The 23494-nt window shown below is 61.8% G+C and carries 19 protein-coding genes and 2 tRNA genes; 19 read left to right on the forward strand and 2 right to left on the reverse strand.

From position 1 onward, the window contains the following. The first annotated feature begins 73 nt into the window (after window positions 1-73). A complete protein-coding gene (locus SB765_RS25425; protein WP_341796465.1) occupies window positions 74-1633 on the forward strand; it encodes a sigma-54-dependent transcriptional regulator in 1560 nt (519 codons plus the stop codon). A gap of 151 nt (window positions 1634-1784) precedes the next feature. Here the strand turns inward: SB765_RS25425 and SB765_RS25430 are convergent, their stop codons facing one another. Beyond that, on the reverse strand, window positions 1785-2039 hold the full coding sequence (locus SB765_RS25430) for a DUF2790 domain-containing protein (RefSeq protein WP_003254526.1): 255 nt from the start codon (window positions 2037-2039) through the stop codon (window positions 1785-1787). A 397-nt stretch (window positions 2040-2436) separates the two neighbouring features. Here SB765_RS25430 and acs point away from each other — a divergent pair, with 397 nt between their 5' ends. The 13 genes from acs (at window position 2437) to astE (ending at window position 17310) form a co-directional block, all read left to right on the forward strand. Further along, complete coding sequence (acs, locus tag SB765_RS25435; RefSeq protein ID WP_341796463.1) at window positions 2437-4398, forward strand: acetate--CoA ligase; 1962 nt, start codon at window positions 2437-2439, stop codon at window positions 4396-4398. A gap of 614 nt (window positions 4399-5012) precedes the next feature. After that, entirely contained in the window at window positions 5013-5798 is a 786-nt protein-coding gene (locus SB765_RS25440) for an ABC transporter substrate-binding protein (RefSeq protein WP_341796462.1), read from the forward strand. A gap of 88 nt (window positions 5799-5886) precedes the next feature. Next, window positions 5887-6576 carry an ABC transporter permease gene (locus SB765_RS25445; RefSeq protein ID WP_016498487.1) on the forward strand — a complete coding sequence of 230 codons (690 nt, stop codon included), beginning with the start codon at window positions 5887-5889 and terminating at the stop codon, window positions 6574-6576. Beyond that, the gene (locus SB765_RS25450; protein WP_016498488.1) at window positions 6573-7271 is read left to right on the forward strand and encodes an ABC transporter permease; all 699 of its coding nucleotides are present in this window, start codon (window positions 6573-6575) and stop codon (window positions 7269-7271) included. The genes SB765_RS25445 and SB765_RS25450 overlap by 4 nt, the downstream gene beginning before the upstream one ends. Window positions 7272-7293: 22 nt before the next feature. Further along, window positions 7294-8058, forward strand: a complete 765-nt coding sequence (locus SB765_RS25455; RefSeq protein WP_043197038.1) for an ABC transporter ATP-binding protein — start codon at window positions 7294-7296, stop codon at window positions 8056-8058. Between the two features lie 98 nt (window positions 8059-8156). Further along, window positions 8157-9137, forward strand: coding sequence for a transcriptional regulator ArgR (argR, locus tag SB765_RS25460; protein WP_016498490.1), 981 nt, complete (start codon window positions 8157-8159; stop codon window positions 9135-9137). A gap of 530 nt (window positions 9138-9667) precedes the next feature. Then, window positions 9668-10888 (forward strand): aspartate aminotransferase family protein, encoded by a 1221-nt coding sequence (locus SB765_RS25465; RefSeq protein WP_019473143.1) that lies wholly within the window; start codon window positions 9668-9670, stop codon window positions 10886-10888. Window positions 10889-11023: 135 nt separating this feature from the next. Beyond that, window positions 11024-12043, forward strand: a complete 1020-nt coding sequence (gene aruF, locus SB765_RS25470) for an arginine/ornithine succinyltransferase subunit alpha (RefSeq protein ID WP_016488492.1) — start codon at window positions 11024-11026, stop codon at window positions 12041-12043. A 78-nt stretch (window positions 12044-12121) separates the two neighbouring features. After that, entirely contained in the window at window positions 12122-13150 is a 1029-nt protein-coding gene (gene astA / locus SB765_RS25475) for an arginine N-succinyltransferase (protein ID WP_016498492.1), read from the forward strand. Continuing rightward, window positions 13151-14614 (forward strand): succinylglutamate-semialdehyde dehydrogenase, encoded by a 1464-nt coding sequence (gene astD, locus SB765_RS25480; RefSeq protein ID WP_410932118.1) that lies wholly within the window; start codon window positions 13151-13153, stop codon window positions 14612-14614. A 23-nt stretch (window positions 14615-14637) separates the two neighbouring features. Continuing rightward, the gene (astB, locus tag SB765_RS25485; RefSeq protein WP_410912522.1) at window positions 14638-15987 is read left to right on the forward strand and encodes an N-succinylarginine dihydrolase; all 1350 of its coding nucleotides are present in this window, start codon (window positions 14638-14640) and stop codon (window positions 15985-15987) included. Window positions 15988-16001: 14 nt separating this feature from the next. Further along, on the forward strand, window positions 16002-16292 hold the full coding sequence (locus SB765_RS25490) for a hypothetical protein (protein WP_016488488.1): 291 nt from the start codon (window positions 16002-16004) through the stop codon (window positions 16290-16292). Window positions 16293-16302: 10 nt separating this feature from the next. Further along, entirely contained in the window at window positions 16303-17310 is a 1008-nt protein-coding gene (gene astE / locus SB765_RS25495; protein ID WP_063423047.1) for a succinylglutamate desuccinylase, read from the forward strand. A 42-nt stretch (window positions 17311-17352) separates the two neighbouring features. Here astE and SB765_RS25500 read toward each other — a convergent pair whose 3' ends face one another. Further along, window positions 17353-18546 (reverse strand): M91 family zinc metallopeptidase, encoded by a 1194-nt coding sequence (locus SB765_RS25500; RefSeq protein ID WP_410932119.1) that lies wholly within the window; start codon window positions 18544-18546, stop codon window positions 17353-17355. Window positions 18547-18852: 306 nt separating this feature from the next. Here SB765_RS25500 and alaS point away from each other — a divergent pair, with 306 nt between their 5' ends. The 5 genes from alaS to SB765_RS25525 all read left to right on the forward strand — a co-directional run bounded on the left by alaS (window position 18853) and on the right by SB765_RS25525 (window position 23494). After that, window positions 18853-21477 (forward strand): alanine--tRNA ligase, encoded by a 2625-nt coding sequence (alaS, locus tag SB765_RS25505; RefSeq protein ID WP_016498498.1) that lies wholly within the window; start codon window positions 18853-18855, stop codon window positions 21475-21477. An 84-nt stretch (window positions 21478-21561) separates the two neighbouring features. Beyond that, window positions 21562-22797: an aspartate kinase gene (locus SB765_RS25510; protein ID WP_016498499.1), complete on the forward strand. Its 1236-nt coding sequence runs from the start codon at window positions 21562-21564 to the stop codon at window positions 22795-22797. Between the two features lie 166 nt (window positions 22798-22963). Next, the gene (gene csrA / locus SB765_RS25515; protein ID WP_003254503.1) at window positions 22964-23152 is read left to right on the forward strand and encodes a carbon storage regulator CsrA; all 189 of its coding nucleotides are present in this window, start codon (window positions 22964-22966) and stop codon (window positions 23150-23152) included. Between the two features lie 72 nt (window positions 23153-23224). After that, window positions 23225-23315, forward strand: a tRNA-Ser gene (locus SB765_RS25520). A gap of 106 nt (window positions 23316-23421) precedes the next feature. After that, window positions 23422-23494 (forward strand) — tRNA-Arg (locus SB765_RS25525).

Below are 23494 nucleotides of genomic sequence, written 5' to 3' on the forward strand. Positions count from 1 at the left end.
CGCGGTTTTTGTCAGCTTATCTTTACGAATTTTCTGCGCGGTGTTGAAAAACATTGGCGCTTCGAGAGCCCTCATGCGTATCAAAGTGCATTGCCAGAACCGTATTGGCATCCTGCGCGACATCCTCAACCTGCTGGTGGAGTACGGCATCAACGTGCTGCGCGGCGAGGTGGGCGGCGACCACGGCAACGCCATCTACCTGCATTGCCCGAACCTGATCAACCTGCAGTTCCAGGCATTGCGGCCCAAGTTCGAGGCGATTGCCGGAGTATTCGGCGTCAAGCGCGTGGGGCTGATGCCCAGCGAGCGCCGGCACATGGAGTTGAATGCACTGCTGGGCGCGCTGGATTTCCCGGTGCTGTCGATCGACATGGGCGGCAGCATCGTCGCCGCCAACCGTACCGCGGCGCAGCTGTTGGGGGTGCGGGTGGACGAGGTGCCCGGCATGCCGCTGGCGCGCTACGTGGAAGATTTCGACCTGCCGGAGCTGGTGCGGGCCAACAAGTCGCGCATCAACGGCATGCGCATCAAGGTCAAAGGCGATGTGTTCCTGGCCGATATCGCCCCGTTGCAGTCCGAGCACGATGACAGTGAGGCGTTGGCGGGCGCGGTCCTTACCCTGCACCGGGCTGACCGCATCGGCGAGCGTATCTATAACGTGCGCAAGCAGGAACTGCGCGGTTTCGACAGCATCTTCCAGAGCTCGCGGGTGATGGCCGCAGTGGTGCGTGAGGCGCGGCGCATGGCACCGCTGGATGCCCCCTTGCTGATTGAAGGCGAGACCGGTACCGGCAAGGAACTGCTGGCGCGCGCCTGCCACTTGGCCAGCCCGCGCGGCCAGTCGCCCCTGATGGCGCTCAATTGCGCCGGGTTGCCGGAGTCGATGGCCGAGACCGAGCTGTTTGGCTACGGCCCCGGGGCATTCGAAGGGGCGCGGGCGGAGGGCAAGCTGGGGTTGCTGGAGCTGACCGCCGGCGGCACGCTGTTTCTTGATGGGGTAGGGGAGATGAGCCCGCGCCTGCAAGTGAAGCTGCTGCGCTTTCTGCAGGACGGCTGCTTCCGCCGGGTAGGCAGCGATGAAGAGGTCTACTTGGATGTGCGGGTGATTTGCGCGACCCAGGTGGATTTGTCCGAGCTGTGTGCCCGTGGCGAGTTTCGTCAGGACCTGTATCACCGCCTCAACGTATTGTCGCTGCACATTCCGCCTTTGCGTGAGTGCATGGATGGGCTGGAAGGGCTGGTACAGCACTTTCTCGATCAGGCCAGCCGGCAGATTGGCTGCGCCATGCCCCGGCTGGTGCCGGCCGCAATGGAAAAACTTGGGCAATACCATTGGCCAGGTAATGTAAGGCAGTTGGAAAACGTATTGTTCCAGGCGGTTTCTTTATGTGAAGGCGGCGTGGTTAAAAGCGAGCATATTCGCTTGCCGGATTATGGCGCGCGGCAACCGTTGGGTGAGTTTTCGCTGGAAGGGGATCTTTCGCAGATTGTCGGGCGCTTTGAAAAGGCGGTACTGGAAAGTTTGATGGGCGAGTTTTCGAGTAGTCGGGCTTTGGGCAAAAGATTGGGTGTTTCGCACACGACAATTGCCAACAAGTTGAGGGATTACTCGCTTAACAAGTCTGCGGATTAGTTGTCAGGCAAAGAACTTGGGACTGCTTCGCAGTCCTTTCGCGGCGCAAGGCCGCTCCTACAGGTACGGCGCGGGTTTGAGGATTGCGCAATACCTGTAGGAGCGGCCTTGTGCCGCGAAGGGGCCCGCAGGGCCCCCAATTCACAAGGTGTCAGCCGTTGGAGCAGCCGTTCCCCATCACGCGGTATTCGAGAATGTGCTTCTGGCCCTGGGAGTCCTCGTAGGTCATGCGGGCTGGCACGACTTCGCACACATTGGGCACTTCGCTCATGGAAATGACGCGGGCAATGTCCAGGTGCTGCGAGTAACTGTACTGTTCAACCGGAATCTGCTCGGCATCTTTGGCTTCGCCGGCCATCGCCGCGCCGCAAAGACTGCCAAGTACCAATACCAGTAAAGCTTTCATTTTCTATTTACCTGTCTAAGGTCGTGAGGGGGTGCGCGGCGCTTATGGCGCCGCGAGTATTGCTAGTTTTAACTATCGGGATTAGATGGAGATTAACGCTTGCCTTCGTGGGGGCTGTTACCAGTTGTTAATCGCCTTGCCGTTGCTGGCGAGGTGAATTTTATGGCGCTGGCCAAGGCCGAAACAGTGGGTCTTTTGATAAAGTGTTTTGACAGAATCTGTAACAATCCCGTGTTAACCCCCGTATTTTTTTGCTGCATGGGCTGTAATGCCCGAGCTAGAGGGCTTTGCCGGAACGGGCGTACCAAATTACTACCAACGTCGAATGGCTTTTGTCGCTCTGGTACAGTTACAAACGGTTCCATACAAAAACAACTATTACACCGAGGTAACACAGATGAGTGCGGCTCCACTGTATCCCGTTCGTCCCGAGGTTGCGGCCACTACCCTGACCGACGAGGCCACCTACAAGGCCATGTACCAGAAATCGGTGATCAACCCGGACGGCTTCTGGCGCGAGCAGGCCCAGCGTATCGACTGGATCAAACCGTTCACCAAGGTCAAGCAAACCTCCTTTGACGACCACCACGTCGATATCAAATGGTTCGCCGACGGCACTCTGAACGTTTCCTCCAACTGCCTGGACCGCCACCTCGAAGAGCGCGGTGATCAGCTGGCCATCATCTGGGAAGGCGACGACCCTTCCGAGCACCGAAACATCACTTACCGTGAACTGCACGAGCAGGTCTGCAAGTTCGCCAACGCCTTGCGTGGCCAGGACGTGCACCGTGGTGACGTGGTCACCATCTACATGCCGATGATCCCCGAGGCCGTGGTGGCCATGCTGGCCTGTGCCCGTATTGGTGCGATCCACTCGGTGGTGTTCGGTGGCTTCTCCCCTGAAGCGCTGGCCGGCCGCATCATCGATTGCGAGTCCAAGGTGGTGATCACCGCCGACGAAGGCGTGCGTGGCGGCCGTCGTACCCCGCTCAAGGCCAACGTCGACCTGGCGCTGACCAACCCTGAAACCAAAAGCGTGCAGAAGATCATCGTGTGCAAGCGCACCGGTGGTGATATCGCCTGGCACCAGCATCGCGACATCTGGTACGAAGACCTGATGAAAGTGGCCTCCAGCCACTGCGCGCCAAAGGAAATGGGTGCTGAAGAAGCGCTGTTCATCCTTTATACCTCTGGCTCCACGGGCAAGCCGAAGGGTGTGCTGCACACCACCGGCGGTTACCTGGTGTATGCCGCGCTGACCCATGAGCGCGTGTTCGACTATCGCCCGGGCGAGGTCTACTGGTGCACCGCCGACGTCGGTTGGGTCACTGGCCACAGCTACATCGTCTACGGCCCGCTGGCCAACGGCGCCACCACCTTGCTGTTCGAGGGCGTGCCGAACTACCCGGACATTACCCGCGTCTCGAAGATCGTCGACAAGCACAAGGTCAACATCCTCTACACCGCGCCAACCGCCATCCGCGCCATGATGGCCGAAGGGCAGGCCGCCGTTGAGGGGGCTGATGGTTCCAGCCTGCGTCTGCTTGGCTCGGTGGGCGAACCGATCAACCCTGAAGCCTGGAACTGGTACTACAAGACCGTTGGCAAGGAGCGTTGCCCGATCGTCGACACCTGGTGGCAGACCGAAACCGGCGGCATCCTGATCAGCCCGCTGCCGGGCGCTACCGGCCTCAAGCCGGGCTCGGCAACCCGCCCGTTCTTTGGTGTGGTGCCCGCCCTGGTGGACAACCTGGGTAACCTGATCGAGGGTGCGGCCGAAGGCAACCTGGTGATCCTCGACTCCTGGCCAGGCCAGTCGCGTTCGCTGTACGGCGACCACGACCGCTTTGTCGACACCTACTTCAAGACCTTCCGTGGCATGTACTTCACCGGCGACGGTGCGCGCCGCGACGAAGATGGCTACTACTGGATCACCGGTCGCGTGGATGACGTGCTCAATGTCTCCGGTCACCGCATGGGTACTGCCGAAATCGAAAGTGCCATGGTCGCGCATTCGAAAGTTGCCGAGGCTGCAGTGGTTGGTGTGCCGCACGACATCAAGGGCCAGGGCATCTATGTGTATGTCACCCTCAATTCCGGTGTCGAGGCCAGTGAGCAGTTGCGCCTGGAACTGAAAAACTGGGTGCGCAAGGAAATCGGCCCGATTGCCTCGCCGGACGTGATCCAGTGGGCGCCGGGCCTGCCGAAGACCCGTTCGGGCAAGATCATGCGCCGCATCCTGCGCAAGATTGCCACCGGTGAGTACGATGCGCTGGGCGATATCTCGACACTGGCTGACCCGGGTGTGGTGCAGCACCTGATCGATACCCACAAGGCCATGAACCTGGCTTCGGCCTGATAGTCTCGTCGCTTGCGCTGTGGGGGCGCGCGCCCTGTGTGGGAGCGGGCTTGCCCGCGAACACCGGCGCAGCCGGTGCCATCCTCCGCGCCTCTGCTTCGCGGGCATGCCCGCTCCCACAGGGCTGCTTACACACGCCACGACCAGACAAAACCCCGCCCGGGCAACCGGCGGGGTTTTTGCTTTACTGTTACCCGACATTCATCGGTAACTGTTCTGTCACCGGTCCTGCACAAGTTCGGGGCGCGAAGAAACAAATCAGGCCCGTTTCGGTGCGTTTCCTTAGCCATTTTGTGCAACACGGCACGCTACACTTGCCGTAGTACAAGGCTTTGCCAATAATAGGCCCAGGAATTGCTAGGTCTATAGGTTCTATTTCTTGCGCTTTTGCATATTTTGCACTGGCTGTCAACATCGCCCGCAGCGGTTTCAAGCGCTTCTGTAAGTAGTTGTCGCTTTGAAGAAATATCGACTACCGGGCTGTCGCTAAAATGCCACTCACTCGCTCGTGGTCTGCGACCTTGGTCGAACCCTGCGCGGCTCGCGTTGTACCCATTCGCATATCGGGCAGTTGTTACCTGCCTTGTATTGCCCCGTACCGATGGAGTTACCTGATGAAGAAGCTCGCACTGCTTGGCGCCCTGGCGCTGTCTGTGTTTTCCCTGGTGTCGCAGGCCGATGAAAAACCCCTGAAAATCGGCATTGAAGCTGCCTACCCACCCTTCGCCTTCAAGCAGCCCGATGGCAGCATCGCCGGTTTCGACTACGACATCGGCAATGCCCTGTGTGAAGAGATGAAAGCAAAGTGCACCTGGGTCGAGCAGGAGTTCGACGGCCTGATCCCGGCGCTGAAAGTGCGCAAGATCGACGCCATTCTGTCGTCCATGTCGATCACCGACGACCGCAAGAAGTCGGTCGACTTCACCAAGCGCTACTACCTGACCCCGGCGCGCCTGGTGATGAAGGACGGCACCGCTGTCAGCGAAAGCCTGGATGAGCTCAAAGGCAAGAAGATCGGCGTGCAGCGCGGCTCGATCCATGACCGCTTCGCCAAGGAAGTGCTAGGCGCCAAAGGTGCCACCGTGGTGCCTTACGGCACCCAGAACGAAATCTACCTGGACGTGGCAGCCGGCCGCCTCGACGGCACCGTGGCTGACGCCACCCTGCTGGAAGACGGCTTCCTCAAGACCGACGCCGGCAAGGGCTTTGCCTTCGTAGGCCCGGCCTTCACCGACGCCAAGTACTTCGGTGACGGTATCGGCATTGCCGTGCGCAAGGGTGACAAAGCGAACGTCGAGCGCATCAACGCGGCCATCGACGCCATCCGTGCCAACGGCAAGTACAAAGAAATCGAGAAGAAGTACTTCAACTTCGACATCTACGGTCCAGACTCGAACTAAGACGTCGGGTTTCACCTGTGCAATGGTGCAAACAGCAGAGGCTCTGAGGTTTGCACCATTTTTCATTCTCTAGGTCGAGGACCTCATCATGTTGAAAGGCTACGGGGCAGTCATCCTCGACGGGGCGTGGCTGACGCTGCAGCTCGCCTTGTCGTCGATGGCCCTGGCCATCGTGCTCGGCCTGATCGGTGTGGCGCTGCGCTTGTCGCCGGTGCGCTGGCTGGCCTGGCTGGGCGATCTGTATTCCACCGTTATCCGTGGTATTCCGGACCTGGTCCTGATCCTGCTGATTTTCTACGGCGGGCAAGACATCATCAACCGGGTGGCACCGCTGCTCGGCTACGAAGACTACATCGACCTGAACCCGCTGGCTGCGGGTATCGGCACGCTGGGCTTCATCTTTGGCGCGTACCTGTCAGAAACCTTCCGCGGTGCCTTCCTCGGTATTCCCAAGGGCCAGGCCGAAGCGGGCGTGGCGTATGGCATGAGCAACCGCCAAGTGTTCTTCCGCATCCAGGTGCCGCAAATGATTCGCCTGGCGATCCCGGGTTTCACCAACAACTGGCTGGTGCTGACCAAGGCCACCGCGCTGATTTCAGTCGTCGGCCTGCAGGACATGATGTTCAAGGCCAAGCAGGCGGCCGATGCCACCCGCGAGCCTTTCACCTTCTTCCTGGCGGTGGCGGCCCTGTACCTGGTGCTGACCAGCGTCTCGCTGCTGGCCCTGAAGTATCTCGAGCGCCGCTACTCGGTGGGCGTCAAGGTGGCTGAACTATGATCTTCGACTACAACGTCGTCTGGGAGGCATTGCCGTTGTACTTCGGCGGCCTGCTGACCACCCTCAAGCTGCTGGCGATTTCGCTGTTCTTCGGCCTGCTGGCGGCCATTCCGCTGGGCCTGATGCGCGTGTCGAAGCAGCCTGTGGTCAATCTCGTGGCGTGGCTCTACACCTACGTGATTCGCGGCACGCCGATGCTGGTGCAGCTGTTCCTGATCTACTACGGCCTGGCGCAGTTCGAGGCGGTACGTGAAAGCTTCGCCTGGCCGCTGCTGTCCAGCGCCACGTTCTGCGCCTGCCTGGCGTTCGGTGTCAACACCAGTGCCTACACCGCAGAAATCATCGCCGGCAGCCTCAAGGCCACGCCCCACGGCGAGATCGAGGCGGCCAAGGCCATGGGCATGTCGCGCATGAAGATGTACCGGCGCATCCTGCTGCCGTCGGCCCTGCGCCGGGCGCTGCCGCAGTACAGCAACGAAGTGATCATGATGCTGCAAACCACCAGCCTGGCGTCGATCGTCACCCTGATCGACATCACCGGTGCCGCACGCACGGTCAATGCCCAGTACTACCTGCCTTTCGAGGCCTACATCACGGCGGGCGTGTTCTACCTGTGCCTGACCTTCATCCTGGTGCGCCTGTTCAAGATGGCCGAACGCCGCTGGCTCGGCTACCTGGCGCCGCGCAAGCACTGACCGCTTTGTGAGAATCGACAGCATGTACAAACTCGAAGTCCAAGACCTGCACAAGCGCTACGGCAGCCATGAAGTGCTCAAGGGTGTTTCCCTGGCGGCCAAGGCCGGCGACGTCATCAGCATCATCGGCTCCAGTGGTTCGGGCAAGTCGACCTTCCTGCGCTGCATCAACCTGCTGGAGCAGCCGCACGCCGGCAAAATCCTGCTCAACAACGAAGAGCTCAAGCTGGTGGCCGGCAAGGACGGCGCGCTGAAGGCCTCCGACCCGCGCCAGCTGCAGCGCATGCGCTCGCGCCTGTCGATGGTGTTCCAGCACTTCAACCTGTGGTCGCACATGACGGCGCTGGAGAATGTGATCGAGGCGCCGGTACACGTGCTGGGTATGAACAAGAAAGAAGCCCTTGAAAAGGCCGAGCACTACCTGGCCAAGGTGGGTGTCTCCCACCGCAAGGACGCCTTCCCCGGGCATATGTCGGGTGGCGAGCAACAGCGTGTGGCAATTGCCCGGGCCCTGGCCGTGGAGCCAGAGGTTATGCTGTTCGACGAGCCGACTTCGGCGCTCGACCCGGAGCTGGTGGGTGATGTGCTCAAGGTCATGCAGGCGCTGGCTCAGGAAGGCCGGACCATGGTGGTGGTGACCCACGAAATGGGCTTTGCTCGCGAGGTCTCCAATCAGCTGGTGTTCCTGCACAAAGGTTTGGTGGAAGAGGCGGGCTGCCCACGCGAAGTATTGGCCAACCCGCAGTCGGAGCGCCTGAAGCAGTTCCTCTCCGGCAGCCTGAAGTAAAAGCTGCATTTTTGCACCAGAATAGGGCATGCTGCGCTGCGAGCGCAGCCTGACCCGGCGCACAGACTCGAACGACCTCAGGTTTCGGACCGCACCCTATGACCACCCAGCGAATCGGTTTTCTCATCTGGCCCAGCACCAGGCCCTTGACCCTGGCGCTGGCCGAGGAAGTGTTGCAGGTGGCGCAGCGGGTGCATCCGGATGTGGTCTACGAACTGGCCTTCCTGCAGGCGGAGCCCGCGCCAGAGGGGGAGTGGCGCCTGCCGGGCGAGCCGTGGACCGGCCGCCTGGAGGGTTGCCACAAACTGTTCCTGCTCGCTGACGAGCCGCCTGCGGCGGTAGGGGCTGCCTTGTCGACTGCGCTCAAGCAGCTGGCGCGCAGTGGCTGCACGGTCGGTGGCCTGGCTGCCGGGGTGTATCCGCTGGCGATGCTGGGCCTGCTCGACGGTTACCGGGCTGCGGTGCACTGGCGCTGGCAGGACGATTTTGCCGAACGCTTCCCCAAGGTCATTGCCACCAGTCACTTGTTCGACTGGGATCGTGATCGCATGACTGCCTGTGGCGGCATCGCCGTGGCCGACCTGTTGCTGGCAGTGCTGGCCCGTGATCACGGGGCGGAACTGGCGGGGGCAGTGTCGGAAGAGCTGGTGGTGGAGCGCATCCGCGAGGGGGGCGAGCGTCAGCGCATTCCGCTGCAGAACCGCCTGGGCTCTAGCCATCCCAAGCTGACCCAGGCGGTGCTGTTGATGGAAGCCAACATCGAAGAGCCGCTGACCACTGACGAGATTGCCCAGCATGTGTGCGTGTCGCGTCGGCAGCTGGAGCGCATCTTCAAGCAGTACCTGAACCGCGTGCCGAGCCAGTACTACCTGGAGCTACGGCTGAACAAGGCGCGGCAGATGCTGATGCAGACCAGTAAGTCGATCATCCAGATCGGCTTGTCCTGTGGCTTCTCCTCGGGGCCGCATTTTTCCAGTGCCTATCGCAACTTCTTTGGCGCCACGCCGCGGGAAGACCGGAATCAGCGGCGTAGCAGCAGCCCATTCGAACTGAGCTCGGCGCCTGCCGAAAAGGGCTGACATGATGCGTGGGGCCCGGGGTGTATGCCTTGGGGGTGATGGTGGGGCGGAAATCGAGCGCCGCCCGCGCGGCGCTTCGCAGCACAAGGCTGCTCCTACATCTGTTTCCGGCCAGTCACGCCTGCACCAACGCACGCGACCGCCTTGTTTGCCTGACGCGATATCGAGCCATGCACCAAGGCGTTCGCGCGCAATACCCACAGGAATAATTGGCCCGAAACAGATGTAGGAGCAGCCTTGTGCTGCGAAGCGCCGCGCGGGCGGCGCTCGATCTCACAGGCAACACATCAACATCGCCGAACATCCCCGTCTCCCACAAACCTATGTGAACACCCGTTCACCCAGCATCCTCTCTCCCGTACACTGCGCGATTGCGACAGTGTTTGTCGCATTGCCGAAAGCCTTGTCAAAACTGGGTTTTGCGCTGTAACAAGTTGTCGCTTGGCCGCAAGGACAGGCGCGGATCAGTCCTTACAATCCCCCCATCGCTCGCCCACTTCCAGGCCAGCGTTCCTCTTCAGGAGACTCAGATGTCCGTTGAGCAAGCCCCGGTGCAACGTGCCGATTTCGACCAGGTCATGGTTCCCAACTATTCTCCGGCGGCCTTCATTCCTGTGCGAGGCGAGGGTTCCCGTGTGTGGGACCAGTCGGGTCGCGAGCTGATCGATTTTGCCGGTGGCATCGCGGTAAACGCCCTCGGCCACTGCCACCCGGCACTGGTCAAGGCCCTGACCGACCAGGCCAACACCCTCTGGCACGTATCCAACGTGTTCACCAACGAGCCGGCCCTGCGCCTGGCCCACAAGCTGGTGGACGCCACCTTTGCCGACCGGGCGTTCTTCTGCAACTCCGGCGCCGAGGCCAACGAGGCCGCGTTCAAGCTGGCCCGTCGCGTCGCCCATGACCGCTTTGGCCCGGAAAAGCACGAAATCATCGCCACCGTGAACAGCTTCCACGGCCGTACCCTGTTCACCGTCAGCGTCGGTGGCCAGCCTAAGTACTCCGACGGTTTTGGCCCGAAGATCACCGGCATCAGCCACGTGCCGTACAACGACCTGGAAGCACTGAAAGCCCAGATTTCCGACAAGACCTGCGCCGTGGTGATTGAACCGATCCAGGGCGAAAGCGGCGTGGTACCGGCCGACCTGGCTTACCTGGAAGGCGCTCGCAAGCTGTGCGACGCGCACAACGCCCTGCTGATCTTCGACGAAGTGCAGACCGGCGTGGGCCGTACCGGTTCGCTGTATGCCTACCAGCACTACGGCGTGACGCCCGACATCCTGACCAGTGCCAAGAGCCTGGGCGGTGGCTTCCCTATCGGCGCCATGCTGACCACCACCGAACTGGCCAAGCACCTGGCCGTCGGCACCCACGGCACCACTTACGGCGGCAACCCGCTGGGCTGCGCCGTCGCCTGCGCGGTGCTGGATGTGGTCAATACCCCTGAAACCCTGGCCGGCATCAAGGCCAAGCACGCACGTTTCAAGACCCGCCTGGAACAGATTGGCCAGAAGTACAGCCTGTTCTCCCAGGTGCGTGGTGTCGGCCTGCTGCTCGGCTGCGTGCTGACCGAGGCCTGGCAAGGCAAGGCCAAGGACGTGCTCAACGCCGCCGAGAAAGAAGGCGTGATGGTGCTGCAGGCCGGCCCGGACGTGGTGCGTTTTGCGCCAAGCCTGGTGGTTGAAGACGCCGACATCGACGAAGGCCTGGACCGCTTCGAGCGCGCCGTGGCCACCCTGACCAAGGGCTGACCCGCCTGCGCCACCTTCGCCGGCAAAGGCCATTCCCGGGCCTGGCCGGCGATACCCGATTCCACTGCAGGTGCCCGTGTACCTGCCGTTTTTCCGTGCCGCCGTGAGCGGCCCGTATTCCAAAGGAGTGACACCATGCTGGTGATGCGCCCCGCGCAAATGGCTGATCTGAACGAAGTGCAGCGCATGGCTGCAGACAGCCCCATTGGTGTCACCTCGCTGCCGGACGACGCTGCTCGCCTGGGCGACAAGATCGCCGCTTCCGAGACTTCCTTCGCCGCCGAGGTCAGCTTCAACGGCGAGGAAAGCTATTTCTTTGTGCTCGAAGACAGCGAGACTGGCAAGCTGGCAGGCTGCTCGGCCATTGTCGCTTCGGCTGGGTATTCCGAGCCTTTCTATAGTTTTCGTAACGAGACCTTCGTGCACGCCTCGCGCGAGCTGAAGATCCACAACAAGATCCACGTGCTGTCGTTGTGTCATGACCTGACCGGCAACAGCCTGCTGACCAGCTTCTATGTATTGCCGGAGCTGGTGAACAGCGGCTGGGCCGAGCTCAATTCGCGCGGTCGCCTGCTGTTCATGGCCGCGCACCCGGAGCGTTTCGCCGACTCGGTAGTGACCGAAATCGTCGGCTACAGCGACGAGAACGGCGAATCGCCGTTCTGGGATGCCATCGGCCGCAATTTCTTCGACCTCAACTACTCCGACGCCGAGCGCCTGTGTGGCCTGAAGAGCCGAACCTTCCTCGCCGAACTGATGCCGCACTACCCGATCTACGTGCCGCTGCTGCCCGATGAGGCGCAGGAAGCCATGGGCCAGGTGCACCCGCGCGCGCAGATCACCTTCGACATCCTCATGCGCGAAGGCTTCGAAACCGAGCACTACATCGACATCTTCGACGGCGGCCCGACCCTGCATGCGCGCACCTCAGGCATTCGCTCGATTGCCCAGAGCCGCTCGGCGCCGGTGAAAATCGAGGACGCCCCAGGCAAGGGCGGGCGCCCGTACCTGGTGTGCAATGGCCAGTTGCAGGACTACCGCGCGGTGCTGCTGGACCTGGATTGGGTGCCCGGCAAACCGGTGTGCCTGAGCCTGGCGGCGGCCGATGCGCTGGGTGTGGGCGAGGGTGGCAGCGTGCGCCTGGTCGCGGTCTGAGGTCTGGTAACAGACGTTTCGGGATTGATGCGTTAGAAGAGTTTTGCGCCGGCCGACGCCGCCGCACAAGGAGATAGCATGATCGTTCGTCCTGTACGCAGCAGCGATTTGCCTGCGTTGATCGAATTGGCACGCAGCACCGGCACCACCGGGCTGACCACGCTGCCGGCCAACGAAGAACGCCTGGGGCATCGCGTTGGCTGGGCGGAAAAGAGCTTCCGTGGCGAAGCCGAGCGTGGCGACACCGATTACCTGTTCGTGCTGGAAAACGACGAAGGACTGGTGGTCGGCATCAGTGCCATCGCCGGTGCCGTCGGCCTGCGCGAGCCTTGGTACAACTATCGGGTCGGCCTTACCGTCAGTGCTTCGCAGGAGCTTAAGATCTATCGCGAAATCCCCACCCTGTTCCTTGCCAACGACCTGACCGGCAATTCCGAGCTGTGCTCGCTGTTCCTGCGCAGCGATCACCGCTCCGGGCTCAATGGCCGCCTGCTGTCGCGTGCGCGGATGCTGTTCATTGCCGAGTTCCCGGAGCTGTTTGGCAAGAAGATCATTGCCGAAATGCGCGGCATGTCCGACGAGCAGGGGCGTTCGCCTTTCTGGGAAAGCCTTGGCCGGCATTTCTTCAAGATGGAGTTCAGCCAGGCGGACTACCTGACCGGTGTTGGCAACAAGTCGTTCATCGCCGAGCTGATGCCCAAGTTCCCCCTGTACACCTGCTTCCTGTCCGAGGCGGCGCGCGACGTGATCGGCCGCGTGCACGTCGACACCGAGCCGGCGCTGGCCATGCTCAAGCAGGAAGGCTTCAACTACCAGGGCTATGTCGACATCTTCGACGCAGGCCCGGCCATCGAGTGTGATACCGCCAAGATCCGCGCGGTGCGCGAGAGCCAGACGCTGGTGCTGGCGGTGGGCACGCCGGGCGACGACGCCACCCCTTACATCATCCACAACCGCAAACGCGACGATTGCCGCATCACTGCCGCGCCTGCGCGGCTGGCCGCCGGTACCTTGGTGGTCGACCCGTTGACCGCCAAGCGTCTGCGCATGGGTGCCGGCGACAACGTGCGTGCCGTGCCGCTATCGGCCAGCCGGGAGGCCCAGTAAATGACCACGCATTACATCGCAGGCAATTGGCTGGCGGGGCAGGGCGAAGCCCTGCAGTCGCTGAACCCGGTGACCCAGGCTGTCATCTGGCAAGGGCAGGGCGCTGACGCCAGCCAGGTGGACGCCGCCGTCCAGGCAGCCCGTCAGACCTTTCCGGCGTGGGCGCAACTGAGCCTCGAGGCGCGTATCGACGTGCTGGAGAAGTTCGCCGAGCAGCTGAAAAAGCATGCCGAAGCCTTGGCCCAGTGCATCGGTGAGGAAACCGGCAAGCCCCTGTGGGAATCGGCGACCGAAGTCACCAGCATGATCAACAAGGTGGCGATCTCGGTACAAAGCTACCGCGAGCGCACCGGGGAAAAGAGCGGCCCGCTGGCCGACGCCACGGCCGTGCTGCGGCACAAGCCCCATGGCGTGGTGGCGGTGTTCGGCCCCTACAACTTCCCCGGTCATCTGCCCAATGGCCATATCGTGCCGGCGCTGTTGGCGGGTAACTGCGTGGTGTTCAAGCCCAGCGAGCTGACGCCCAAGGTTGCCGAGCTGACCGTCAACTGCTGGATCGCCGCCGGCCTGCCTGCGGGCGTGCTGAATCTGGTGCAGGGGGCGCGTGAAACCGGTGTGGCGCTGGCCGCCAACCCGGGGATCGATGGCCTGTTCTTCACTGGTTCCAGCCGCACCGGCAACCTGCTGCACCAGCAGTTCGCCGGTCGCCCGGACAAGATCCTGGCCCTGGAAATGGGCGGCAACAACCCGCTCGTGGTAGACGAGGTGAGGGACCTGGACGCTGCGGTGTACACCATCATCCAGTCGGCGTTCATCTCCGCCGGCCAGCGTTGCACCTGCGCGCGGCGCCTGCTGGTGCCGCAAGGCGCCTGGGGTGATGCGCTGATCGTGCGCCTGGTCGAGGTGTGCAAAACCATCACGGTGGGTACGTTCGATGAGCAGCCGGCACCGTTCATGGGCTCGGTCATTTCGCTGCAGGCGGCGCGTGCGCTGATTACGGCCCAGGCCGAACTGGCCGCCAAAGGTGGCGTGAAGCTGCTGGAAATGACCCAGCCGCAGGCCGGTGCCGCGTTGCTGACCCCGGGCATTGTCGATGTCACGGCCGTGGCCGAGCGCCCGGACGAAGAGTTCTTCGGCCCGCTGCTGCAGGTGATCCGTTATGCCGATTTCGATGCTGCCATCGATGAAGCCAACAACACCCAGTACGGTCTCGCCGCCGGGTTGCTCTCCGACTCGCGTGCCCGCTACCAGTACTTCTGGCTGCGCAGCCGCGCCGGTATCGTCAACTGGAACAAGCAACTGACCGGCGCCGCCAGCAGTGCGCCGTTCGGTGGCGTGGGTGCCAGTGGCAACCATCGGGCCAGTGCCTATTACGCGGCAGACTACTGCGCTTACCCCGTGGCTTCGCTGGAGACCGCCAGCCTTGCCTTGCCGGCGACCCTGACGCCGGGCGTCACCCTATAACAACAGGTCACGGAGCCTAGCCGATGAAATCCTATGAAGTGAATTTTGATGGCCTGGTGGGGCCTACCCACAACTATGGCGGCCTGTCTTACGGCAACGTGGCTTCGCAGAGCAACAGTCAGCAGGGTTCCAACCCGCGCGAAGCCGCGCGCCAGGGCCTGGCGAAAATGAAAGCCCTGGCCGACATGGGCTTCAAGCAGGGCGTGTTGGCGCCCCAGGAGCGCCCGGATGTGGCCGCGCTGCGCCGCCTGGGCTTTAGCGGCAGCGATGCCGAGGTGATCCAGCGTGCTGCCAAAGAGGCCATGCCTCTGCTGGTGGCCAGCTGCTCGGCGTCGAGCATGTGGGTGGCCAACGCCGCCACGGTCAGCCCCAGTGCCGACACTGCAGATGGCCGCGTGCATTTCACCGCCGCCAACCTGAACTGCAAGTATCACCGCAGCATTGAGCACCCGACCACCAGCCGTGTGCTGGGCGCCATGTTCAACAACGAGAAACACTTTGCCCACCACGAAGCATTGCCTGCCGTGGCACAGTTCGGTGACGAGGGCGCGGCCAACCACACGCGTTTCTGCCGTGCCTATGGCGACGCGGGTGTGGAGTTCTTCGTCTATGGCCGCAGTGCCTTCGACAGCCGTTACCCGGCGCCGCAGAAGTACCCGGCCCGGCAAACCCTGGAAGCCTCGCAGGCCGTGGCCCGGCTGCATGGGCTGAGCGATGGCGGGGTGGTCTACGCTCAACAGAACCCTGCAGTGATCGACCAGGGCGTGTTCCATAACGATGTGATTTCGGTGGGCAACGGCGAGGTGCTGTTCTACCACGAGGACGCTTTCCTCGAGACCGACGCGGTGCTTGGCCAGCTGCGAGCTAAACTGGCCAGCAAGGGTGGCACCTTCCAGGCCATCTGTGTACCGCGGGCAGAGGTGGCGGTAGAGGATGCCGTGCGCTCATACCTGTTCAACAGCCAGCTGCTCAGCCGCGATGACGGTTCCATGCTGCTGGTGGTGCCGGAAGAGTGCCGCAACAATGAGCGGGTCTGGGCCTACCTGGGCCAGCTGACCAGCCAGGGTGGCCCGGTGAAGGAGGTCAAGGTATTCGACCTCAAGCAAAGCATGCAGAACGGCGGCGGCCCGGCTTGCCTGCGTTTGCGTGTAGCGTTGAAGGAATCGGAACTGGCGGCGGTCAACCAAGGCGTTATCATGACCGCCCCGCTGTACGACACCCTGGTGCAGTGGGTCGACAAGCATTACCGCGATCGCCTGGGCGAAGCGGACCTGGCCGACCCGCAACTGCTGGTGGAATGCCGTACGGCACTGGACGAATTGACCCAGATCCTGAAGTTGGGCTCGGTATACCCGTTCCAACGCCAACCTTGAAGAGAGACTTTGCAATGACCGACGCCCTGCGCCTGATCCTCGAAGATGAAGACGGCACCCAGCTGGAAACCTCCTGCACCCGCTTTGCCGTGGTTTGGCAAGGCAAGGAAGTGTGGATTCAGCAGGACGGCCGTGGCCAGCTGCTGATCGGTGTGGACGTCGACGAAGACGACACCGAATACGCCAACCTGCTGCTGCGCCCGATGGCCACCAACCTGGTCAGCCTGCAGCTGGAAATGGAGCCGGCTGAGGTTGGCGAAGACGACGATCACGTCCATGGCCCTGACTGCGGCCACCACCACTAAGGAAGCCCCTATGCTCGCCCTTGGCAAATTGCTTGAGCTGACCCTCACCGATCACGAACCGGCCGAGAAGACCCAAGTGACACCCAAGGGCGCGCGTTTGCGTTGGCTGGGGGAGGGCGCGCTCGAAGTGCGCCCCGCCGAAAGCGATGATTGCGGGCTGGACTTGCTGTTGTCTGCTGGCATCCATGGCAACGAAACGGCGCCGATCGAATTGCTCGAACGGCTGCTGCACGGCGTGGCCAACGGCAAGATCAAACCCAAGGCACGGCTGCTGTTCCTGTTCGGCAACCCGGCGGCTATCCGCAAGGGCGAGCGCTTCATCGAGCAGGACATCAACCGGCTGTTCAATGGCCGCCATGAGCTTTCCAGTGGTTTCGAGGCATTGCGTGCCGCCGAGCTGGAGCAGTTCGCCCGGGTGTTCTTCAGCAAGCCGGGGCGCAGCCGCCTGCATTACGACCTGCATACCGCCATCCGTGGTTCGAAGATCGAGCAATTTGCCTTGTACCCCTATAAAGAGGGGCGCAAGCACTCCCGTCGCGAACTGGCGCGCCTGGCGGCAGCCGGCATGGAGGCGGTGCTGCTGCAAAGCAAATCCTCCATCACTTTCAGTGCCTTTACCTACGAACAGCTGGAGGCCGAAGCCTTCACCCTGGAGCTGGGCAAGGCCCGCCCGTTTGGCCAGAACGAGCAGGTCAACCTCGACCGGCTGGAGCAGCGCCTGATCCAGATCATCGAAGGCACCGAGCCAGAGGGTGAAGGCTCGCTGGATGGCCTGCAGCTGTTCAGCGTCGCCCGCGAAATCATCAAGCACAGCGACAGTTTCCACCTGCATTTGCCGGCGGACATCGAGAACTTTTCCGAGTTGAGCAAGGGTTACCTGCTGGCCGAAGACCTGGCCGAGACGCGCTGGGTGGTCGAGGAGGAGGGCGCGCGCATCATCTTCCCCAACCCCAGGGTGAAGAACGGCTTGCGCGCGGGGATTCTCATTGTGCCGGATTCGGGGCAGCGGCTGGGCTGATGGCGGAGGTGGCGCGCGTCCCGGCGCACCACATGGGCTCGCTCAGTAGTAGGTGCGTACTGGCAGGCCCAGTTCCATTCGCAGCGCGTTTTCGTTGAAGGGTGACGGGTTGGTGTCGGTTGGCGCCGTGTCGGGGTTATTGTCGAAATCGTACAGAGGGCCGCTCGGCAGGCCAATTGCTTGCAGGTGTGCGTTGTCGACCTGGATCTGCCTGCGATCGATAGTGCTTATTGAGGTGTGGCCAGGTACCGTCGTACCGTTGAAGGCGCTGTACGCTTCGCACAAGCAACGGTAAAAGTCGAGCAGCGGCAAATTGTCGCTGTCCGAGCGCGTCAGGTTGAGTGCCAGGTTTCCGCCCTCGGCCGGCAAGCCGGCTACCCACTCCAGTTTGCTGTCTCGTCGCAGGTAATGGTCATCGTCGGTCGGGTCTGATGTGTAGACGTCGAAACGGGTGGCCAGCTGTGTTTCGGTGACCCTTATCCAGGACCGTTTCGCCAGTTGAGTCAGAAGTTGCTGGCCGCAATCCGTGTGGCAAAGAAACACCAGGTGGTTGTGAACGGCCTGTTTGAAGGTATCGCTGCCTTGTATGTCGAGTGTGTTGTTGGCGAGTGCGGCGAGCGGGGCGGAGAGGGGTTGCTCGAAGCGGGCGTCACCCGCCTGGTTACGGGCATAAATGACTGATTCATGGGGGTCGTCGACCAGGATATGACCGTCGATTCCCTGGATATGACCGCCGATACGGCCGCTTGCCGAGCCGCGCTTGATGAATGTTAGCCCCTGGCCCACGTTGATTTGTGCATCGCTACTGCCGGTGAAGACCTCGGTGATGCCGCCGCCGGTGGTGATGTGTGCGCGGCCTTTTGCGGCCTGAATGATCACAGGCGTCTTCACGTCCTTCGCCACGCGGACGTTGGCCTCACCCGATGCTGTTCTGATGATGAGGGTGTGTCTGTGGGTAGGGGCGAGGATGAACCTCTTGTTGCCGACAATGGCTTTGAGGTGGCAATCGTAGGTGGAAATGTCGACATCGACCGCCGAGGCATGGCTCTGAATCACCATGTGGTGCTTGCCCGGGATCTGGCCCTGATCGAACCATACCTGTTCGAGAAGGACGTCTATCTTGTCGTCCCGGTATTCGTAGAAACGATGAACGGCTTGGCCATCGATGGATGTGTCTGCCTGCTGTTGAAAGCCGCTGGTCCTGCCAGAAATGAAATAGACGGGGTTGGGGTGCATGAGAAGGCTCGCTTGCTGTGAATGGGGGGCGGTGGTTGTCGCTGCGGCCAAAGCTAAAGGGTTGTGCAGGCGAGGAGTGGTACTTATCTAGGGGCAAGATGGACGAGGAGGGGGCGTTGTGACGAGGCGCTGAACCGTATAGCCTCCACTTTGAAGTCCGAAATGACGATTTCGTGCCGATTGACCGTTTCGGGCGTATAAACACACTGCATCCGCCGTTCAGGCTGGATATAATGGCGCCCTTTGCCGTCGTTTCGTCGATTCGACGTATCAGCCCAAACGGCCGCCGTTTCCGTGGAAGAACCTATGAAAAGCGCAGAAATCCGTGAAGCCTTCCTTCGCTTCTTCGAAGAGCAGGGACATACCCGAGTCGCCTCCAGTTCGTTGATCCCGAACAACGACCCGACCCTGCTGTTCACCAATGCCGGCATGAACCAGTTCAAGGACTGCTTCCTCGGCGCGGAGAAGCGTGCCTACACCCGTGCTGTCAGTAGCCAGAAGTGCGTGCGCGCCGGTGGCAAGCACAACGACCTGGAAAACGTCGGTTACACCGCGCGTCACCATACCTTCTTCGAAATGCTGGGCAACTTCAGCTTCGGCGACTATTTCAAGCGCGACGCCATCACCTTCGCCTGGACCTTCCTGACGTCGGCACAATGGCTGAACCTGCCCAAGGAAAAGCTCTGGGTCACCGTCTACGCCACTGACGACGAAGCCTACGACATCTGGACCAAGGAAATTGGCGTGCCGGCCGAGCGCATGGTACGCATCGGCGACAACAAAGGCGCCCCTTACGCCTCCGACAACTTCTGGACCATGGGTGACACTGGCCCGTGCGGCCCGTGCACCGAGATCTTCTACGACCACGGCGCGGACATCTGGGGCGGCCCACCCGGCTCGCCAGAAGAAGACGGCGACCGCTACATCGAGATCTGGAACAACGTCTTCATGCAGTTCAACCGCACCGCCGACGGCGTGCTGCACCCGCTACCAGCGCCGTCGGTGGACACCGGTATGGGCCTGGAGCGCGTCAGCGCCGTGCTGCAGCACGTGCACTCGAACTACGAGATCGACCTGTTCCAGAACTTGCTGGCAGCTGCGGCCAAGGCCATCGGTTGCAGCAATGATGGCCAGGCGTCGCTGAAAGTGGTCGCCGACCACATTCGCTCGTGCGGTTTCCTGATCGCCGACGGTGTACTGCCGTCCAACGAAGGCCGTGGCTATGTGCTGCGTCGCATCATTCGTCGTGCCTGCCGCCACGGCAACAAACTGGGCGCCAAGGGCAGCTTCTTCTACCAGATCGTTGCCGCGCTGGCCGCCGAAATGGGCGAAGCCTTCCCTGAGCTGAAGAGCCAGCAAGCGCACATCGAGCGCGTGCTGAAGGCTGAAGAAGAGCAGTTCGCCAAGACCCTCGAGCAAGGCCTGCGCATCCTCGAGCAGGACCTGGCCCAGCTGAAAGGCGACGTGGTACCGGGCGACGTGGTGTTCAAGCTGTATGACACCTACGGCTTCCCGATGGACCTGACTGCCGACATCGCCCGTGAGCGCGAGCTGACCATCGACGAAGCCGGCTTCGAGCGCGAGATGGACGCCCAGCGTGAGCGTGCGCGTTCCGCCAGCGCCTTCGGCATGGATTACAACAGCGTGGTCAAGGTTGACAGCGCCACTGAATTCCTCGGCTACGACGCCACCGAAGGCCAGGGCAAGATCATCGCCCTGTACAAGGACGGCCAGGCCGTCGACCAGTTGGGTGAAGGCGAGCAGGGCGTGGTCGTGCTCGACCGCACGCCGTTCTACGCCGAATCCGGTGGCCAGGTGGGTGATACCGGCTTCCTGCAGGCCGGCGCTGCGCGCTTCGACGTGCGCGACACCACCAAGACTGGCGGTGCCTTCCTGCACCACGGCGTGGTCGCCAGCGGTGCGCTGGTAATCGGTTCGCCAGTCGAGGCCAAGGTCGATGCCGACGTGCAGCACGCTACCTCGCTGAACCACTCTGCCACCCACCTGCTGCACGAAGCGCTGCGCCAGGTGCTGGGCGAACACGTACAGCAGAAGGGCTCGCTGGTTGACAGCCAGCGCCTGCGTTTCGACTTCAGCCACTTCGAGGCGCTGAAGCCAGAGCAGATCAAGGCCCTGGAAGACATCGTCAACCGCGAAGTGCGCAAGAACACCCCGGTGACAACGGAACTGACCGACATCGAAACCGCCAAGGCCAAAGGTGCCATGGCGCTGTTCGGCGAGAAGTACGGCGACACCGTGCGTGTGCTGAGCATGGGTGGTGATTTCTCGGTAGAGCTGTGCGGCGGTATCCACGCCAAGCGCACCGGTGATATCAGCCTGTTCAAGATCATCAGCGAAGGCGGCGTGGCCTCTGGCGTACGCCGTATCGAAGCAGTTACCGGCGCCGCTGCGTTGGCCTACCTGAACGCTGCCGAAGAGCAGGTCAAGGAAGCCGCGCAACTGGTCAAAGGTAACCGCGACAACCTGATCGACAAGCTGTCGGCTGTGCTCGAGCGCAACCGCCAGCTGGAGAAGCAGCTGGAACAGCTGCAGGCCAAAGCCGCCAGCGCCGCCGGGGACGATCTCTCCAACGCGGCTGTTGAGGTCAAGGGTGCCAAGGTCCTCGCCGCCCGCCTGGATGGGCAGGACGGCAAGGCCTTGCTGGCCCTGGTCGATCAGTTGAAGAACAAGCTCGGCCACGCAGTGATCCTGCTGGGCAGCGAGCATGAGGGCAAGGTTGTGCTGGTGGCCGGCGTGACCAAAGACCTCTCCAGCCAACTCAAGGCTGGCGATCTGATGAAACAAGCCGCTGCGGCGGTGGGTGGCAAGGGCGGTGGCCGTCCGGACATGGCCCAGGGTGGTGGCGTCGACGTCGCTGCACTGGACCAGGCCCTGGCGCTGGCCGTGCCATTCGCAGAGCAGGGACTTTGAGATGAAGGGGCCGGCGGTCTAGTCGCCGGCTTCTTCATGTTGGATTGTTTTTTGGGGCCCTGTATGGGCTGAGGCACCATTGAAATGGCGTTGATCGTACAGAAATTTGGCGGCACCTCTGTCGGTTCCATCGAGCGGATCGAGCAGGTAGCCGAAAAGGTCAAGAAACACCGTGAAGCGGGCGACGACCTGGTGGTTGTGCTGTCGGCCATGAGCGGTGAAACCAATCGCCTGATCGACTTGGCCAAGCAGATCACCGATCAGCCGGTTCCGCGTGAACTGGACGTGATCGTGTCGACCGGTGAGCAGGTCACCATCGCCCTGCTGACTATGGCCTTGATCAAGCGTGGTGTGCCAGCGGTGTCCTACACCGGCAACCAGGTGCGCATCCTCACCGACAGCTCGCACAACAAGGCGCGCATCCTGCAGATCGACGACCAGAAGATTCGTGCCGACCTCAAGGAAGGCCGCGTGGTCGTGGTAGCAGGCTTCCAGGGCGTCGACGAGCACGGCAGCATCACCACCCTGGGCCGTGGCGGCTCCGACACCACCGGCGTGGCCCTGGCGGCGGCGCTGAAGGCTGACGAGTGCCAGATCTACACCGACGTCGATGGCGTCTACACCACCGACCCGCGCGTTGTGCCACAGGCCCGTCGCCTGGAGAAGATCACCTTCGAAGAGATGCTGGAAATGGCCAGCCTCGGTTCCAAGGTGCTGCAGATCCGTTCGGTGGAGTTCGCCGGCAAGTACAACGTACCGCTGCGCGTGCTGCACAGCTTCAAGGAGGGTCCGGGTACCCTCATTACCATTGATGAAGAGGAATCCATGGAACAGCCGATCATTTCCGGTATCGCCTTCAACCGTGATGAAGCCAAGCTGACCATTCGCGGCGTGCCGGACACCCCGGGTGTGGCCTTCAAGATCCTCGGCCCGATCAGCGCTTCGAACATCGAAGTCGACATGATCGTGCAGAACGTTGCCCACGATAACACCACCGACTTCACCTTCACCGTACACCGCAACGAGTACGAGAGCGCGAAAAACGTGCTGGAAAACACTGCCCGCGAAATCGGTGCCCGTGAAGTGATCGGCGACACCAAGATCGCCAAGGTCTCGATCGTTGGCGTCGGCATGCGTTCGCACGCCGGTGTTGCCAGCCGCATGTTCGAAGCGCTGGCCAAGGAGAGCATCAACATCCAGATGATCTCCACCTCCGAGATCAAGGTTTCGGTAGTGATCGAAGAGAAGTACCTGGAGCTGGCCGTGCGCGCGCTGCACACCGCGTTCGAGCTCGACGCACCTGTGCGACAGGGCGAGTAAGGCGCTGCCAGGAAGGGCGCGGCTTGCCGCGCCCTTCGCGTTTCTGCTCGCCACGCATGGCCTGTCCTGCCATGTGTGGCGAGTAACCGGGGCCTGGTCGTCGTCCACGACCAGGCCCCGATACCAAAGACTGTTACCCCTGAATGTTTTGCGTAAGGAGAAAGCTATGTTGATTCTGACTCGTCGGTGCGCCGAGAGCCTGATCATTGGAGACGGCGAGATCACCGTGACGGTGCTTGGCGTCAAAGGCAACCAGGTGCGTATTGGCGTCAGCGCCCCGAAAGAAGTGGCTGTTCACCGCGAGGAAATCTACCTGCGGATCAAGAAAGAGAAGGACGAGGAGCCAAGCCTTTAATTCTTTTGAAGTTTTTTTAAAAAAAAGGGTTGCAAGCGAGGAAGATCCTGTTTAATATTCGCCTCGTGTTGCGGTGAGGTGGCCGAGTGGCCGAAGGCGCTCCCCTGCTAAGGGAGTATACCTCATAAGGGTATCGGGGGTTCGAATCCCCCCTTCACCGCCATTATTTGCGTAGGGCGCTGTAAACGGTAGGAACGCTAAGTAGTTGTTTTTAAACGAAAACGTTCTTGCAAAAATGTTTCAGCGACCTATAATGCGCGGCAAGACACGGACTCATAGCTCAGCTGGATAGAGTACTCGGCTACGAACCGAGCGGTCGCAGGTTCGAATCCTGCTGAGTCC

The sequence above is a fragment of the Pseudomonas sp. SIMBA_067 genome, assembly GCF_046534675.1.
Classification (GTDB): Bacteria; Pseudomonadota; Gammaproteobacteria; order Pseudomonadales; family Pseudomonadaceae; genus Aquipseudomonas; species Aquipseudomonas putida.

Coding starts and splice junctions, on each gene's coding strand:
- SB765_RS25425 (WP_341796465.1), top strand. CDS start 74: ATGCGTATCAAAGTGCATTGCCAGAACCGTATTGGCATCCTGCGCGAC.
- SB765_RS25430 (WP_003254526.1), bottom strand. CDS start 2,039: ATGAAAGCTTTACTGGTATTGGTACTTGGCAGTCTTTGCGGCGCGGCG.
- acs (WP_341796463.1), top strand. CDS start 2,437: ATGAGTGCGGCTCCACTGTATCCCGTTCGTCCCGAGGTTGCGGCCACT.
- SB765_RS25440 (WP_341796462.1), top strand. CDS start 5,013: ATGAAGAAGCTCGCACTGCTTGGCGCCCTGGCGCTGTCTGTGTTTTCC.
- SB765_RS25445 (WP_016498487.1), top strand. CDS start 5,887: ATGTTGAAAGGCTACGGGGCAGTCATCCTCGACGGGGCGTGGCTGACG.
- SB765_RS25450 (WP_016498488.1), top strand. CDS start 6,573: ATGATCTTCGACTACAACGTCGTCTGGGAGGCATTGCCGTTGTACTTC.
- SB765_RS25455 (WP_043197038.1), top strand. CDS start 7,294: ATGTACAAACTCGAAGTCCAAGACCTGCACAAGCGCTACGGCAGCCAT.
- argR (WP_016498490.1), top strand. CDS start 8,157: ATGACCACCCAGCGAATCGGTTTTCTCATCTGGCCCAGCACCAGGCCC.
- SB765_RS25465 (WP_019473143.1), top strand. CDS start 9,668: ATGTCCGTTGAGCAAGCCCCGGTGCAACGTGCCGATTTCGACCAGGTC.
- aruF (WP_016488492.1), top strand. CDS start 11,024: ATGCTGGTGATGCGCCCCGCGCAAATGGCTGATCTGAACGAAGTGCAG.
- astA (WP_016498492.1), top strand. CDS start 12,122: ATGATCGTTCGTCCTGTACGCAGCAGCGATTTGCCTGCGTTGATCGAA.
- astD (WP_410932118.1), top strand. CDS start 13,151: ATGACCACGCATTACATCGCAGGCAATTGGCTGGCGGGGCAGGGCGAA.
- astB (WP_410912522.1), top strand. CDS start 14,638: ATGAAATCCTATGAAGTGAATTTTGATGGCCTGGTGGGGCCTACCCAC.
- SB765_RS25490 (WP_016488488.1), top strand. CDS start 16,002: ATGACCGACGCCCTGCGCCTGATCCTCGAAGATGAAGACGGCACCCAG.
- astE (WP_063423047.1), top strand. CDS start 16,303: ATGCTCGCCCTTGGCAAATTGCTTGAGCTGACCCTCACCGATCACGAA.
- SB765_RS25500 (WP_410932119.1), bottom strand. CDS start 18,546: ATGCACCCCAACCCCGTCTATTTCATTTCTGGCAGGACCAGCGGCTTT.
- alaS (WP_016498498.1), top strand. CDS start 18,853: ATGAAAAGCGCAGAAATCCGTGAAGCCTTCCTTCGCTTCTTCGAAGAG.
- SB765_RS25510 (WP_016498499.1), top strand. CDS start 21,562: ATGGCGTTGATCGTACAGAAATTTGGCGGCACCTCTGTCGGTTCCATC.
- csrA (WP_003254503.1), top strand. CDS start 22,964: ATGTTGATTCTGACTCGTCGGTGCGCCGAGAGCCTGATCATTGGAGAC.